The organism is Acinetobacter sp. GRABPA_MV_2 (assembly GCF_056725885.1).
Genome location: NZ_JBWZNA010000003.1, coordinates 1 through 15,560 on the forward strand (window position 1 = coordinate 1; position 15,560 = coordinate 15,560).

Annotated in this window: 12 protein-coding genes, 1 tRNA gene and 1 pseudogene; 7 read left to right on the forward strand and 7 right to left on the reverse strand. The window is 37.7% G+C overall.

The features are described 5' to 3' along the window. The 3 genes and pseudogenes from ACXM0J_RS03645 to ACXM0J_RS03655 all read right to left on the reverse strand — a co-directional run. Nucleotides 1-497, reverse strand: a pseudogene (locus tag ACXM0J_RS03645) (hypothetical protein); the annotation flags it as partial. Between the two features lie 84 nt (nucleotides 498-581). Next, nucleotides 582-1,793, reverse strand: a complete 1,212-nt coding sequence (locus ACXM0J_RS03650) for a tyrosine-type recombinase/integrase (protein ID WP_086264487.1) — start codon at nucleotides 1,791-1,793, stop codon at nucleotides 582-584. Between the two features lie 351 nt (nucleotides 1,794-2,144). Continuing rightward, nucleotides 2,145-2,519 carry a diacylglycerol kinase gene (locus tag ACXM0J_RS03655; protein ID WP_139841460.1) on the reverse strand — a complete coding sequence of 125 codons (375 nt, stop codon included), beginning with the start codon at nucleotides 2,517-2,519 and terminating at the stop codon, nucleotides 2,145-2,147. Between the two features lie 106 nt (nucleotides 2,520-2,625). Here ACXM0J_RS03655 and ACXM0J_RS03660 point away from each other — a divergent pair, with 106 nt between their 5' ends. Continuing rightward, the gene (locus ACXM0J_RS03660) at nucleotides 2,626-3,588 is read left to right on the forward strand and encodes an MBL fold metallo-hydrolase (protein ID WP_086264488.1); all 963 of its coding nucleotides are present in this window, start codon (nucleotides 2,626-2,628) and stop codon (nucleotides 3,586-3,588) included. Nucleotides 3,589-3,632: 44 nt separating this feature from the next. On the opposite strand, the gene ACXM0J_RS03665 is transcribed toward ACXM0J_RS03660, so the two are convergent. After that, nucleotides 3,633-4,775, reverse strand: a complete 1,143-nt coding sequence (locus tag ACXM0J_RS03665) for a glycerophosphodiester phosphodiesterase (protein ID WP_086264489.1) — start codon at nucleotides 4,773-4,775, stop codon at nucleotides 3,633-3,635. A gap of 263 nt (nucleotides 4,776-5,038) precedes the next feature. Here ACXM0J_RS03665 and ACXM0J_RS03670 point away from each other — a divergent pair, with 263 nt between their 5' ends. Both ACXM0J_RS03670 and ACXM0J_RS03675 read left to right on the forward strand, forming a co-directional pair. Next, a complete protein-coding gene (locus ACXM0J_RS03670; protein ID WP_086264490.1) occupies nucleotides 5,039-8,134 on the forward strand; it encodes a multidrug efflux RND transporter permease subunit in 3,096 nt (1,031 codons plus the stop codon). Between the two features lie 73 nt (nucleotides 8,135-8,207). Further along, nucleotides 8,208-8,783, forward strand: a complete 576-nt coding sequence (locus ACXM0J_RS03675) for a DUF4112 domain-containing protein (RefSeq protein WP_032064015.1) — start codon at nucleotides 8,208-8,210, stop codon at nucleotides 8,781-8,783. 48 nt (nucleotides 8,784-8,831) lie between these two features. Here ACXM0J_RS03675 and htpX read toward each other — a convergent pair whose 3' ends face one another. Together htpX and ACXM0J_RS03685 are read right to left on the reverse strand one after the other, a co-directional pair. Further along, a complete protein-coding gene (htpX, locus tag ACXM0J_RS03680; protein ID WP_017399628.1) occupies nucleotides 8,832-9,737 on the reverse strand; it encodes a protease HtpX in 906 nt (301 codons plus the stop codon). A 258-nt stretch (nucleotides 9,738-9,995) separates the two neighbouring features. Next, nucleotides 9,996-10,856 carry a lytic transglycosylase domain-containing protein gene (locus ACXM0J_RS03685; RefSeq protein ID WP_199975726.1) on the reverse strand — a complete coding sequence of 287 codons (861 nt, stop codon included), beginning with the start codon at nucleotides 10,854-10,856 and terminating at the stop codon, nucleotides 9,996-9,998. A 505-nt stretch (nucleotides 10,857-11,361) separates the two neighbouring features. On the opposite strand from ACXM0J_RS03685, the gene ttcA reads away from it, so the two are divergent. Both ttcA and ACXM0J_RS03695 read left to right on the forward strand, forming a co-directional pair. Continuing rightward, the gene (gene ttcA, locus ACXM0J_RS03690) at nucleotides 11,362-12,267 is read left to right on the forward strand and encodes a tRNA 2-thiocytidine(32) synthetase TtcA (RefSeq protein WP_086264491.1); all 906 of its coding nucleotides are present in this window, start codon (nucleotides 11,362-11,364) and stop codon (nucleotides 12,265-12,267) included. Between the two features lie 204 nt (nucleotides 12,268-12,471). Next, the gene (locus ACXM0J_RS03695; RefSeq protein WP_002118641.1) at nucleotides 12,472-12,855 is read left to right on the forward strand and encodes an SCP2 sterol-binding domain-containing protein; all 384 of its coding nucleotides are present in this window, start codon (nucleotides 12,472-12,474) and stop codon (nucleotides 12,853-12,855) included. Between the two features lie 90 nt (nucleotides 12,856-12,945). Here the strand turns inward: ACXM0J_RS03695 and ACXM0J_RS03700 are convergent, their stop codons facing one another. Next, complete coding sequence (locus ACXM0J_RS03700; protein ID WP_086264492.1) at nucleotides 12,946-14,058, reverse strand: MltF family protein; 1,113 nt, start codon at nucleotides 14,056-14,058, stop codon at nucleotides 12,946-12,948. A 372-nt stretch (nucleotides 14,059-14,430) separates the two neighbouring features. Here ACXM0J_RS03700 and greB point away from each other — a divergent pair, with 372 nt between their 5' ends. Both greB and ACXM0J_RS03710 read left to right on the forward strand, forming a co-directional pair. Continuing rightward, on the forward strand, nucleotides 14,431-14,925 hold the full coding sequence (gene greB, locus ACXM0J_RS03705) for a transcription elongation factor GreB (protein WP_002118865.1): 495 nt from the start codon (nucleotides 14,431-14,433) through the stop codon (nucleotides 14,923-14,925). An 89-nt stretch (nucleotides 14,926-15,014) separates the two neighbouring features. Beyond that, nucleotides 15,015-15,104 (forward strand) — tRNA-Ser (locus ACXM0J_RS03710). The last annotated feature ends 456 nt before the right edge of the window (nucleotides 15,105-15,560 follow it).

A 15,560-nucleotide genomic window follows, 5' to 3' on the forward strand; every position in this document is an offset into this window, starting at 1 on the left:
TGCTTATTATAATCAAGGTATCTTTGTAGATGAATAATAAAATCATCTAGATATTTGTTTTCAGTTTCTAAAGGTTCTCTATATAAAGAATGTGCAATGTAGAATTCCTTATTATTATCATAAACATCATGTATTGATATAATCTTCTTGCAAATTCTATCCATATCATTTTTAAAACGACAGAGATTTTCATCACATTGTTTCAACAGCTCTACATCGGTATCAAAGTTTTTTTGATCTTTCCAAGCATCATATGCATAAATCACAACAAAGCTAGCATACAAAGTTGCAACGACTCCTAACATTGAAAGGTAAACTGCCATATAGTCTTTAACTGTTGTGTTATCATCAGCTACTTGTAAAAAAACACCTCCTCCCCAGAATGCATTGATAATTACTGTACCTATTAATAGAAGTAAGCCTAGACATCCAAATGCAAATATTAAAAGATGATTCTTTGCAAAATCTTTGAATTTACTTTTAAATGAATCTTTCATAGACAAGACTTTTTTAAAGTAGGACCAATTTTTCATTTGTTAATTCTCAATTTTTTAGAAAGTGATTGAATATTTAAGGGCTTCTTAACTGGCCCAGCTATCTACATGATCTGCCCACCATTGCATCATGTTTCTACGATCGTTTAACCATTGGGCATGGTTATATGAAGCACGTGTTTTGTTATCTGACACGTGTGCAAGTTGCAACTCTACCCAATCTTGATTAAATCCATTTTCATTAGCAATGGTTGAGGCGGTAGCTCTTAAGCTATGCATAGTAAAATCAATATCCAGATTATCTAATGCTGTATTTAGAGTAGTTTTCCCAATCATCTCACCATCTTCACCCGGAAAGATATATTCACTATTTGGGTATAGCTCAAATTGTTCTTTTATTATTTCAATAAGCTGTTTTGATAAAGGAACAATATGCATCCTGTTCTTTTTCATATTACGTTTGCCAGCAAGAATTTCAGCTCTTGATACAGCAGGAATAGTCCATGTTTCATCATCAAAATTAATAAATTCTTTTCTTCCTCGTCTGATTTCAATAGATCTAAGCCAAGAATAAGTTGCCGCTTTAATAGCATTGCTAGTGCTTTTTGAGCCACCATATGCATTTAGCTTGGGGAATAATTCCTTTTTCTCAGTTTCAGTTAATGGCCTAGCATGGGTAACTTCTGGAAGCTTGATATATCCTCTTAAAGCATAAGTTGGATCAATAGATATTCGTTTGGTAATAATGGCATAAGTCATAACCTCACCAATAATTTGCCTTACGAAAATTCCCCGTGCCTCGCCAGTCCCTTTACCTGATTTCCTAATTCTGGCCATAGTGCTATCAAGCACGTTTTTAATATCGATCGAATCAACTTCATGAATTGGCTTATTGCCGAGAATAGGGAATATATCTTTTTTGTAATAGCTTTTGCGGCGTGTAAACCATTCTTCTGATTGCTGTCCAGTTTTAGTTTCAAGAAACTCAGCTGCAACTAAACTAAATGTACCTGTGTTTGCTTGAATGGCTTTTAATAGTTCTTCTTGTTGGTAACTTGATGGATCTACACCATTCGCTAATTGTTTTCTAAATTCTAGAGTTTTTAAACGAGCTTCTGCTAAACTAACTTCTGGATATTGGCCGATTGTCAGCATGTTTGCTTTAGTTAGATAGCGATAACGGAAGCGCCAGAACTTACCACCAGATGGGCGGATTTCTAAACATAAACCTGAATGATCTGCAACTCGAAAGACTTTTTCAGTTGGTTTTAATCGTTTGATTTTTAGATCGTTTAACATGAAGTGTGAGTAACGCTATTTTTGAGTGACCTTACTCACAATCTTACTCACAAAATTCTGTAATGTCATGTAATGCTAGTTCATACTAGTTCAGTATAAAAAATACTGAGTGACCTTAACTCAAGTAGTTACTTCATAGTAGTTCATATAAGGTAATAATGATGTTAGGCATGATGTAATAACGCATCAACGCTTTAACCAAAAAAATCCCTGCTTATGCAGGGATTTTTTATTTTTCACGTAATTTTAAGAAATAATTAAGTTCCATTCTTTATATTAAAAACAGGAACAGCAGCTAGAAGTTCCTCTTTTGTTACAACCATGCTTATTTACTTGTAGGCATGGTTTTTTTTAGCCTAATAAAATAATTAACCAGGTAATAGCAATGATAGAGAGTGCAACAAACTGGGCGGCACTTCCCATATCTTTTGCATTTTTAGAAAGCTGATGTTTTTCAAGAGAGACTCGATCAACCACTGCCTCAATAGCCGAGTTGAATAGCTCAACGATCATTGCAAAAAGACATACAATAATCAGTAATACATGCTCGCTACGGCTCACATCAAGAAAAAAACTAACTGGAATCAAAATAATATTTATCAAAACAATTTGGCGAAAAGCTGCCTCATTTTTATAAGCTGCTTTAAATCCTGAAATAGAGTAGCACGTTGCATTTAATATGCGCTTAAGACCACTTTTACCCTTATAGGGAGAATAGCTATTCATATACTTATATTTCTGACACTTTTCATGCATTATATAATTTGGGTCTTAAAAAATTATTAAATCTTTTTTAAAGATTTCGACTTTATAACTCAATAGAGAAGAAAAGATGAAAAAATTATGTGTAGCGTTGGGCCTTGCAATTGGAAGCATCCATGCAAGTTATGCTGAGCCAACAGCAACCTCGCAAGTACCAGGATATTATCACCATCAATTTGGAAACTACCGCGTAACTTCTTTGCTTGATGGTACGATTTATTTAAATCCTGATTTATTCAAAAACTTAAATCAGGCCCAGAAAACTAAAATCTTAACGAAATATGCTGCTGTTAATGAAAAAGGGATTCAAACCTCGGTAAATGCATTTTTAGTTGATGATGGAAAAAGCTTAACGCTTGTAGACAGTGGCGCAGCAAGTTGTTTTGGCCCGCAACTTGGTTCCATTGCAAAAAATATTGAATTGGCAGGTTATAAGCTTGCTGATGTAAAAACTGTCTTACTTACTCATCTACACCCAGACCATGTGTGTGGTATTGCTCAAAATGGAAAAGCCGTATTTCCAAATGCAACTGTATATGCACATGAGCGTGAAGCTAATTACTGGTTAAATCCAGCGTCTGAAAAAACAGTGCCAGCAGACAAAAAAGAAAGTTATTTGGGTACTGTTAAAAACGTAAAAACTGCTCTTGCTCCATATCAAGCGAAAAAAGCATTCAAGACATTTAAAGACGGCGATGTCATTCAAGGTTTTGAAGTGATCGATACGCGCGGTCATACACCAGGCCATCATAGCTTCCGCTTAAAAAGTAATGATCAGCAAATCATTTTTGTTGGAGACATTGTCCACTCACATTCATTGCAATTTGATGCTCCAAAAACTGGGGTAGATTTTGATGTGAATTCTGAGCAGGCAATTAATACTCGTCTAAAAATGTTTGCAGAAATTTCAAATAAGCAACAATGGGTTGCAGCACCACATTTACCATTCCCAGGCATTGGTCATGTTTATAAAGTAAATACTGAGCAATATCAGTGGATCCCGCTTTATTTTGATAATGTTGTAGAGAAATAAAAAAACAGGGCATTTATTGCCCTGTTTTTTATTAGTAAGCTTATTTATTTTGCAGCTTTTTCAAAATTGATGACCGCTTCACGGCCAAGTGCTGGGTCATCTGTAAAGACTCCATCAACACCCGCTTTGAAATAGGCTTCAAACTCTTTTAAAGCACCAGATGGACAGCGCTCCGCAGGTTTATCTTGACTACATTTTAAAGGCGTTGGTAAAAAGTTGTTTTCTGGACGGAAAGTATAAGGGTGTACTTTTAACCCAGCTGCATGAGCATCAGAAATAAACGAAGTCGTTTGGACTGAACCATTGTCATTAAAGTTTAGAATATAACCTTTACTTGGTCCTACACCATTTGCATATTTAGCGACATCTTTTAAGCCTTGTGCTGTGGCTAAATCAGCATAAGTTTTAGTTTCTCCCGATTCAACGAAGTCGGCTGGTTGAGAGATTTTAGCATCATATAATTGAATGATTTGCGCATGTTTAATCGTTTTATGAAGGTCGAGCTCCCTTTTTAAATCTTTTAAGTTTTGAACTTCAAACGACTGTAAATAGACAGGTGCAATATCACGTGTATATTCGTATTTGGCTAAGGTTTTAAGAAGAGTGTCTTCCATTGCAAGATTACGATTTTTAAAGTAAGTCGGATGTTTAGTCTCAATATATAAACCAATAATTTTTCCTGTTTTCTTATAATTTGCTTCAGCCAGCTCAATCACTTGTTCTAGCGTCGGAACAGGGTAAAGGTCATTATAGGTGGTGTTTGCTGGGCGGAACTCTGGAATACGTTCACGTGCTTTAAGCTGCTGTAATTCACTTAAAGTGAAGTCTTCTGTAAACCAGCCTGTTAAGTCTTTACCATCAATATTTTTTGTTGTTTTACGATCTGCAAACTGGCTTAAAGTGCTTACATTGGTTGTTCCACCAATCTCATTTTCATGGCGAGTAACCAATACGCCATCTTTTGTAGAAACTAGATCAGGTTCAATGAAATCTGCACCATCATCAATGGCTTTCTGGTATGAAGCTAACGTGTGTTCTGGACGTAAAGCGCTTGCGCCACGGTGTCCTACTACTAAAATTTTAGGAAGTTGATATTCTGGTGTGGTTGGTGAGTTTTCAGTTTTATCGTCATCATTACAACCCACCAAGCTAATTAAACTTAAGCATAAAAGTGCTCTTTTAAACATAATTCTACTCATATTGTTTTAGTCGAAACGTATTTAGTCTGATGCTTGAAATTGACGTGATCATGAAGAATTCATGAATTTTCAGTGACACTTGTTAAAACCTTGTTTATGGGTTTGTAGGAAATGCGAGTTCTTGCTTTGTTTTTGTTCTAATTGCATTTATTGTGTTAATTCTACTTGTCTTTTTTATATCACTCGTTGATGATCAAGAGGCCAAATTTGGTATTGCCACCTGTTAATTGACGACCTAATTCTGAGCAGCCATGCTATCTAAATTTTTTATTCAGCGTCCCATTTTTGCCAGTGTACTAGCAATTATTGTTATGGCATTTGGTATTTTCTCGGTGCTGAATTTACCCGTAGAGCGCTATCCTGATATTGCCCCTCCTAAAATTACAGTATCGGCAAGTTATAGTGGTGCAGATGCACAAACGGTTGAGCAAAGTGTTACTCAGATATTAGAACAGCAAATACAAGGTATTGATAATTTACTTTATTTCAGCTCTACCAGTGATTCATCAGGACGTAGCCGAATTACCATTAGTTTTGAGAATGGAACAAATCCAGATACAGCACAGGTCCAAGTACAAAATAGTATTAGTGGCGTCATAAGACGTTTACCCGATGAGGTACAACGCCAAGGGGTGACTGTGAGTAAGTCGCTCGGCGATACTTTTATGGTGGTAGGTTTATATGACTCAACTAGTAAATCGGGCAATATTGAGCTATCGGACTATTTGAGTACGCATGTGGTAGATGACCTGAACCGTATTGAAGGGGTGGGTGAGTCAGATGTTTTCGGTTCGCAATATGCAATGCGAATCTGGCTTAATCCAGAGAAATTAAAACAATATAATTTAATGCCAAGTGATGTAGCGAATGCAATCACTGCTCAAAATACACAAGTTGCTGCAGGTGCAATCGGTGATTTACCCGTCATTGATGGACAATATTTAAATACAAAGGTCACCGCAGGATCTCGACTAAAAACAGTCGAAGATTTTAAAAATATTGTACTGAAAGCAAATCAGACAGCGAGCTATGTCTACTTAAAAGATATTGCTAGAGTCGAGTTGGGGGCAGAAAATTATCAGTCTTTTAATACTATTAATGGTTATCCAGCCGCTGGTTTAGGTATTTCGTTATCTTCGGGGGCGAATGCGATTCAGACCTCGAAACTCATCCATCAAACTCTAGATCAGCTTACAACCAAGCTACCTGCTGGCTATAAAATTGTTTATCCACGAGATAATACGCCGTTTGTCCAAGAGTCTATTAAGGAAGTTGTAAAGACGCTTATTGAAGCCATTATTTTAGTTATTTTGGTGATGTTCCTGTTCTTGCAAAGCTGGCGAGCTACACTCATTCCAAGTATTACCGTTCCTGTGGTTATTTTGGGAACTTTTGCTGTTTTATATGTGCTCGGTTTTAGTATTAACACCTTGACGCTGTTTGCATTGGTGCTCGCCATTGGTTTGCTAGTAGATGATGCGATTGTGGTGGTTGAGAATGTTGAACGGCTCATGCATGAACAGCATTTAACACCAAAAGAAGCAGCCATTGAGTCAATGGGAGAAATTAGTAGTGCCTTAGTCGGAATTACATTGGTTTTAACTGCTGTTTTTATTCCAATGTCGTTTTTAGGTGGCTCAATTGGCGTGATTTACCGTCAGTTTTCTATTACTTTAGTTGCCGCTATGGCGTTATCACTCGTCGTGGCATTAGTGTTAACGCCTGCTTTATGTGCCTTAATTTTAAAGCCTAATCCAGAGTCTAAGCGTTGGGCGGTTTGGTTTAACAAAAAAATTGATCAACTTAAAAATCAATATATCAAGATCGTCCAGACAAGCATTCGTTACAGTAAATCGGTTATCGTGATTTTTGTGGCTTTGATTGCTGTTTTTGCACTGTTCTATAACGGCTTAAAAAGTGGATTTATTCCTAAAGAAGACCAAGGCATTTTAAGCGTTCAAATTAAGCTTGTTGATAGTGCGCCAATCTCGCAAAGTCAAAAAATTGGAGAACAAGTCCGCCAATATTTCTTAACTCAAGAAGATAAGAATGTGGATCTGGTTTTAATCCGCTATGGACGGAATTATTCTGGTACAGGCCAGAACTTGGCACAGGGATTTATTGCCTTAAAACCTTGGGATGTGCGTACTGGTAAGGAAAATTCAGCTGACGCTATTCAAAAGCGTGCGATGAAATATTTTAGTCAATTTAATAATGCACAAATTAATGTGACATTACCCGCTTCAGTCAATGGTTTGGGTCAAACCGATGGTCTGGATTTATGGATTCAGGATTTAAATGGTCAAGGACAAGATTTTCTAGATAACACCTTCCGTCAGTTGCAAACGCAGAGTAAAAGCTATTCAAGTTTTGAGAACTTTGATAAGCAATCTACTAACAGTAAAGCAAACCTCAATATCAAAATTGATCAGAAACAAGCATTAGCAAATGGATTAGAGCTCCCCGCGATTAACAACACTTTGTCGAGTGCATGGGGTGGAACGTATGTGAATGACTTTATTGATCGTGGTCGTATCAAACGCGTTATGATTCAAGGTGATGCCGAGTTCAGATCAAAACCGGAAGATTTATATAATTGGTCTGTACGTAATAATCAAAATGAGATGGTGCCTTTTAGCTCATTTGCTAACTTCAGTTGGGGCGGTGCTCCTGAAATTGTAAAACGCTATATGGGTTATAGTGCATTACAACTTCAAGCTGATGTTGCGAGTGGTAGTAGCTCTGGTCAGGCAATGCAAGATGTTGAACAACTTGTAAATCAGCAAAAGGATGTTGGCTTGGCGTGGACAGGTTTATCTTTTGAAGAACAGAAGTCGACAAATCAGGCCGTGTGGTTATATTTAATCTCGGCAGGCTTTATCTTCTTATGTTTAGCTGCACTCTATGAAAGTCTAAGCATTCCCGCTGCCGTGATGACCTCTATTCCGCTTGGTGTGGGAGGAAGTGTCATTTTCTCTTATATTTTTGGTCTACCAAATGATGTGTATTTCCAAATTGCGCTATTAACCACAATTGGATTGTCTTGTAAAAATGCAATTTTAATTGTTGAGTTTGCTGCCTTGGCGCAAGAAAAAGGTAAGAGTGCAATTGAAGCAGCTTTAGAAGGCGCGAGCTTACGTTTAAGACCGATTTTAATGACATCTTTGGCTTTTGGTGCAGGTGTGATTCCTCTTGTATTTGCGCAAGGTGCAGGAGCTGTAAGTCGTCAAGAAATCGGTATTAGTATTTTAGGTGGCGTTATGTTTGGTACAGTACTGGTTCTTTTCTTTATTCCAGTCATGTACGTGTTACTGCGGTCGCTGTTTAGATCGAAAGCTACTAGTTAAAAGTAAACAATTTAAAAAAAGGCATCAAATCAAGTATATTAAGATTAACTTTCTCTTTATATATTTGATTTAAATGCCCCAAGAAAAAAAATTAACAGAGCAACAGGTCATCGCACTAGAACGAGATCTGGCCAAGTTTGCCACCATGATGGATAGTGCGGTTCGCATTCCTTTTACAAAGCAAGGTATTGGTGCCGATGCTGCGCTGAGTACGATTCCGATTGCAGGTGATGTCGCTGGTTTCGCATTGACCTGTTATGCCATCTATAAAGCCAAACAAATTGGTGTGCCTCAGCATAAGTTGACTCCAGTCATCAAACTGGCCGTTGTAGATGCAGTAGTCGGATTTGTTCCTGTGGCTGGGACTATTTTTGATATTTTTATAAGACCAAGTCGAAAAGCATTAGATGTAGTTCACACGCATATACGCGAAGAATATGCGATTCAGAGCGATATCCATGTTGTTCATCCCTATTTGCATGAAAAGCTTGAAAAGAAGCAACAGCATTCAGCTTTTTGGCGCAATCCTGTTGTCAGTTGGTTATGGTTGCATATTCCTGATTTAGTAGGTGCACTTGTACTGCTTTTAATTGGCTTGGCTGTTTGGTGGGGCGCAAGTTATCTCTGGGGTCTCTATCAAACAATGTAATAAAAAATAAAGCCTCCATTTGGAGGCTTTATTTTTACATTAAACGTTTTATGGGCAATCTAATTGATGTAAAGCTGCCACACGTTGTTCAATTGTTGGGTGGGTTTGGAACAAAGCAGCTAAACTAAAGCCTTGTTCTTTACCTTCCGCAATTGCGAAGGCTTTCATTTCTTTTGGCATTTGATCTGGCATTTCAGTCTCAGCTTGTAGACGTAATAATGCAGAAATCATTGCTTGTTTACCTGCTAAACGTGCACCTGCTTCATCAGCACGGTATTCACGATAACGAGAGAACCACATCACAATGGCAGATGCGAGAATACCAAAGACGATATCCAATACCATGGTAATAATGAAGTAACCCATACCTGGGGCTTCATCGTCTTGACGACCAAAAACATTACGGTCAATAAAGTCACCAACGACACGAGCAAAGAACATAACAAAGGCGTTCACAACACCTTGGATGAGCGCTAGGGTGACCATGTCACCATTCGCAACGTGACCAATCTCGTGCGCAAGCACAGCACGTAGCTCATCTTTGTTCATACGCTCAAGTAAGCCGGTGGAAACGGCAACTAAGGCATCATTTTTGTTCCAGCCTGTTGCAAAGGCATTGGATTGATATGATGGAAAAATACCAACCTCTGGCATGTTGATACCAGCACGTTGAGAAAGTTCAGCGACTGTTTGCAATAACCAGCTTTCAGCTTGGTTACGAGGAGCATTCGGGTCGATCAGTTCTGTACCGGTCGTTTTCTTAGCCATCCATTTTGACATGAATAACGAGATTAAAGATCCCACCATACCAAACACAAAACAGATCACTAAAAGGTTGCCTAGATTCAAGCCACCCGCGCCATGGTAACTACCGACACCGAAGAGTGACAAAATAATGCCAGCTACAACCAGTACCGCGAGGTTGGTAAGCAAAAACAAACCAATCCGCATCATTGAGAAAATCCTCTTATAAATAAAATGTTATCTGATTTATAAACTCTAAATCATGCAGCTAATATGCGGGGCTTGGGCAAAAAATTCAAGAAAAAAATAAGGAATTGATACATTCTTTCACGTAGCAGAATGTGCCTAAAATTAAAGAATTAATGGCTAAAATCGTCAAAATGGTAAAGATCAGGTAATAGATCATTACAATTTAAAACATAGAGAATCGTTGGAATAGAACTGTGAGTAACAGTTCTTCTTCATTATTTATTCAATTCGTATATGGGCAATTGCAGTGGCATTGTTTGTAACATAAGTGCCTGTCGGTGCATCTGTATAGGTGCCGTCAGGTAAAGTCACAATTTGACGAGAAGATGAATATTTAGGTGCTGGTGCTGAGATTTGTGCTGTTGTATTTTCTGCAAAATTAGAAGAATGGGAAACAGTTTGTGCTGAAGCATTCGTAAAAGATGAAAAGCCTGTTCCAGATGCATATAAGTTTTGATATCGGCTTGTCACACGGCGTACATAATCTTGTGTTTCACGGAAAGGGGGAATACCACCATATTTATCAACGTTACCTTCACCTGCATTGTAAGCCGCAAGTGCCATTTGTGTGTTTCCATTAAAACGCTTGAGCAACCAGCTTAAATATTTAGCACCAGCAAAAATATTTTGTTGCGGGTCATACGCGTTAGAGACATTAAAACGACGGGCAGTCGCAGGCATTAGCTGCATTAAGCCTTGAGCACCTACTGGCGAACGAGCTCTTACGTTAAATCCTGACTCGGTGTGCATAACGGCTTTAATTAGACCTTCCGAAACACCATGTTGTTGTGCAGCTTGTTTAATGATGTGGTCAAAAGCATTTTTATTCTTATTATAGCTTGGCAGAACAGAAGCTTCTGATGCTCCCCAGTTTGTATAACTGTGAATATTGCTATCGGGATAATAGGTTACTTTTACTTTTTTTAGAGATTGGTCATAGCTTTTTCGGTTGGTGAGCAATGTACTACCGTTTTTATCTTGGTAAATATACATTTGACCTGCTGAACTCGAAGTTATGCCGACCGTAAAAGTGGTCATCCCCAGCAAACAAGAAATAAGAAATTGAACCGAATTTTTCATTTTATGTTATTCACAATTTTAAGGTATTTAAAACTTGCCAAAGAGTTTATCAAAAAATATTACTTAAAGAAGTTTTGTGTAATTTTTTTTATTTCGACTCTTTCAAAAAATCAAGCTGATTTGTTCGAATGCTCATCAAAAAAAATTAAAAAATTTTTTTAAAATGATTCTATTGACATGATTAACTTATTGATAATTAATAGTAAAAAACATTGGTTAAAAAATGATCAATTTAAATAGAACCCTTAACAGAAGGTCAAAACAGTTTGTCAAGTACGAAGAAATCCACAATTTTATCCACAGGTTTTGTGGAAAACTGTGGAAAAGTCCAAAAAGTAAGCATTTTGCACAAAATTTGAACGCTATAGTCAAAATTAGAGCGTGTCTGTTGCATCATGCACGAGCAATGTGACGACTTCAAGAATTGAAACTATTCTTTTAATGCGATTCTCTTCTGAATCATATAAAATTGCGCGGTATTTTTATTTATGGGTATATCTCGTCTATGTACGCGCCAGTTGAGTCCAATCAGGGATTTAATTTTAAGCCTGAACTTCCAACAAGCTCGGCCTATTACCGTTTGCTCAAGAAGCTTCGCCGTCAAGTTGGGCATGCTATTCGTGACTTCAATATGATTGAAGATGGCGATAAGGTCATGGTGTGTGTGTCTGGTGGTAAAGACAGTTATACCTTGCTTGATATCTTGTTGCAGTTTAAGCGTATTGCGCCGATCAATTTTGATGTGGTTGCGGTTAACCTTGACCAAAAACAACCTGGCTTCCCTGAAGATGTTTTGCCTCGTTATATGGAAGAGAACAACATTCCATATTACATTTTAGAAAAAGACACCTATACCATTACTAAACGTCTAACACCGGAAGGTAAAACTTACTGTGCAGTGTGTTCACGTTTACGCCGTGGTTCTTTATATGGCTTTGCACAAGAGATTGGTGCGACAAAAGTTGCTTTAGGTCACCACCGTGATGACATCATTGCAACATTCTTCTTGAATTTGTTCCATGGCGGTAGCTTAAAGGCGATGCCTCCAAAGCTTTTATCGTCAGATAAAAAGAACATTTTGATTCGTCCTTTGGCATATGTTGAAGAAAAAGACATTATCAAATATGCCGAGATACGTCAGTTCCCAATCATTCCATGTAACCTTTGTGGTTCGCAGGAAAACCTACAGCGTGCCATGCTTAACGAAATGCTACGTGAATGGGATAAACAATATCCAAAACGCTTACACAGCATTTTCGGGGCGTTACAAAACGTATCTCCGTCTCAGCTAGCGGACCGTGAATTGTTTGATTTCGAAGCTCTAGATTCTCAGCGTGAGCTAGATATTAAAGATCCGGAAGAGCTGAAGAACCGTTTAGATGTCGTGAACTTAAGCTTTGCTGCTGAATAAAAGCTAGTGTAGACAATGTTAAAGGCACTTTATAAACAAGTGCCTTTAATGTATCAAAATACTAAAAAATGAATGTTCCGTACAAAAAGTCATAGCCCAAAATTTAAATTACATGCTATAACAACGCACAAGCAGAATTGCTTCACATGATGTTGTCTGGATAGACAACCAGAGAAATTGAACAAATAAATTTGAGGAAGAATCATGCCTGCATTTTTAACTGAAGATTGGTTTGCGACTGTCGAAAAATTAACTGCTGAAGCAGGTGATCTTAATTTGCCACCCGCTCTTGCGAATTTGGCAATTAATTTAGTAGTTACAGATGCTTCTGGAAATACCGAATTAGCGTTAGATGGGGGTAAAATCCAAAAAGGTTTGTCTTCAAATGCCAAAACAACTTTAAATATGGATGCTGAAACTTTACGTAAAGTATTCTTAGAGTTTGATATGGCTGCTGCTATGCAGGCATTCATGACTGGTAAAATTAAAGTTCAGGGCGATATGTCTCAATTAATGGCTTTACAAACAGCTAAGCCAAGCCAAGAACAAAAAGATTTGTTTAAGAAAGTATTAGAGCATACTGCTTAATCCTAAAAGAATTCATATAAAAAGCTTACCCGAAGAGGTAAGCTTTTTATTGATACAAACCATGAATTTATCAACTTTTAAAAATAAAAATTAGATATTGATTCGTGTTTGTGCCGTTTTGATATGTTCAAGATAAGCACGGATACGAGTGACATATTGAACTGCTTGCTTATATCGACCATTTCGCGCTTTATTGCTTTGCAAATAGTCATAGAGATTAACCCATTTATTCGGATCTTTCCCTTGAGATTGCAAGCGCTTCTGAATCTGACTTACCGCACCCGGTCCCATGTTATAGGCCACAAGCGCATACCAGTTCCGATCAGGGAACGGAATATTATCAAATTCAGTTAGCATCAAATCGTAATACTTCGCGCCGCCCTGAATACTCTGAGCAGGATCGCTACGATTGCTTACACCCATTGCTCGAGCAGTGCTATTGGTTAACATCATTAAGCCGCGAACACCTGTGGGAGAAACAGATTCTGGCTTTAAATATGACTCTTGATAACCAATTGCGGCAAGTAAATGCCAATCTAGATCATACTTCGCGGCACTTTGCTTAAAGCTTGCTTTGTAGATCGGTAAACGTGTACTTAAGTCACGTTGAATGGTTGACCATGCTTCTGGTTTCACCACATTGCGGTTATAAAAAGAGGCAAGCTGTTGTGTCACACCATTTTGCTTACTTTGGCATACAAAGCCACTGGCGGTCTGAGTGAGTGGGTCATCAGCCTGTTTAAATACCCAACTTAACTCAGGATTTAAGCCATTTTTTTGCAAATTCGCTGTGTCACCACAAGTTGCAGAAAAAGACATCAAACCTTTGTTTTCGATTGTGCTTAAACCAGCTGTAGTCATCGCAAAGTTTGCTTTACCTTGCTGAACCCATCTAAGTGCAGTGGCATTGTCTGCCACGATTTTAAAGTCCAGCTTTACATTTAGATTTTGCGCATAATTACGTGCTAAGTCGTAACCAAAACCATGTAGAAACTGATCTTCTTTGAAAACGGTTGTCGGGCTTTCTACCGCAACAACAGTTAAAGTGTTTGTATTAACTACAGTATTGTACTGTAGGGTTTTCCCTGCATTAAGACTATGAAATGGAAAAAGCATAGTACTGAGTGCAAGTGCTTTTAACGGGAGAGAAGAAAATAAAGAGTTAAGGCAAAGCCTCGACCCAGAACTTGAATTACTGTGCATGTTGTCTCCGCTACAGATAATTTATGCCCTAAAAGTCAGACAAAAAGCTGCCATAACTTCTAAAAGTTGATAAATTCAATAAGGGGTGGGCAGTCATGACGTCATTCAAAATGACATGAAATGAAAAAAACAAACTGTGTAGAAAATCTACATAGTTTTCGAATGGGTTAAAAAATGCTCAACATTTAAACTGCGCGCATCATAATATTGAAAAAAAGTAATGTCAAATTTTGTACAATTAAAACTTCGATATATCATCATAACCACATGAATTTCTTAAGGAAGAAAATTTATACACTTCTGATGTGAGAAAATAGGGTATAAAATGCTACATCTTGTAAGCGATATGTTGTTGAACAGTGGTTTTTTATCATGAAATCTAACTTAATCACTCGGTCAGGGCATGACAAATTAGTTGCTGAATTAAAACAACTTTGGCATGAAGAACGACCGGAAATTACCAAAAAAGTAAACTGGGCTGCAAGCTTAGGGGACCGCAGTGAAAATGCGGATTATCAATACAACAAGCAGCTCCTCAGAAAAATTGATCGACGCGTACGCTATTTAGGAAAACGCTTAGAAGAATTAAAAATCGTTGATTATTCACCTGAGCAAGACGGCAAGGTTTACTTTGGCGCTTGGGTTGAGATTGAAAATGAAGAAGGGGAGCAAAAAACTTTACGTATTGTGGGAATCGATGAAATTTATGATCATCATCCTCAACATATCTCGATTGAGTCACCTATGGCTCGCGCATTGCTCGGCAAAGAAGTTGATGATGAGATTGAAGTACACACGCCATCGGGAAAAAAGCTGTGGTATATCAATACAATTCGCTATGAAAAGACGGAAAACTCAGAAATTTAAATGGATTTGTGTTTATTTTGAGCGGTTGAATTAAAAATTAAATAAAAGATTTGCCAACTTCAATTTTTATTTATATTATAGCGCTCGTTGGAAGCGTGGCAGAGCGGTTTAATGCACCGGTCTTGAAAACCGACGAGGGTGTGAGTCCTCCGTGAGTTCGAATCTCACCGCTTCCGCCAAAATTCTTAAAAAGCCCTTGTTTTTACAAGGGCTTATTTTTTATCTATGCTTTTACCCCTCAAAATACCCCACATCAAAATGTAGATGCATTAATCCTTGTTGATACGTTATTAGACTGATATAGAAATGAGTATGCTCTTCAGAGTGCGGTCTTAAACTCTTACCCCTACCTCAAGCTCTCTTCGTAATGCTTTTTTCTTAAGTAGGTTGGATAGTACCTTTAAATCCATATTTGGATAAAATTTATATCGCAGATCTAAATTCTTCTGGTGCTTAAGAGCTTTTAAGAAGTCACTTCATTGAGCCACACTTTCATTTTCTGTTTATCCTGAGCAATTCTTACACCATCTATAAAGGGCATTGTTGCATCTCATACTTGCTAGGAGCTGTGTTAGTGCAGCAGGCCTGTTATTAAAATTTATTTCCGTGAAACCACAATTCGATAATTGGAATAA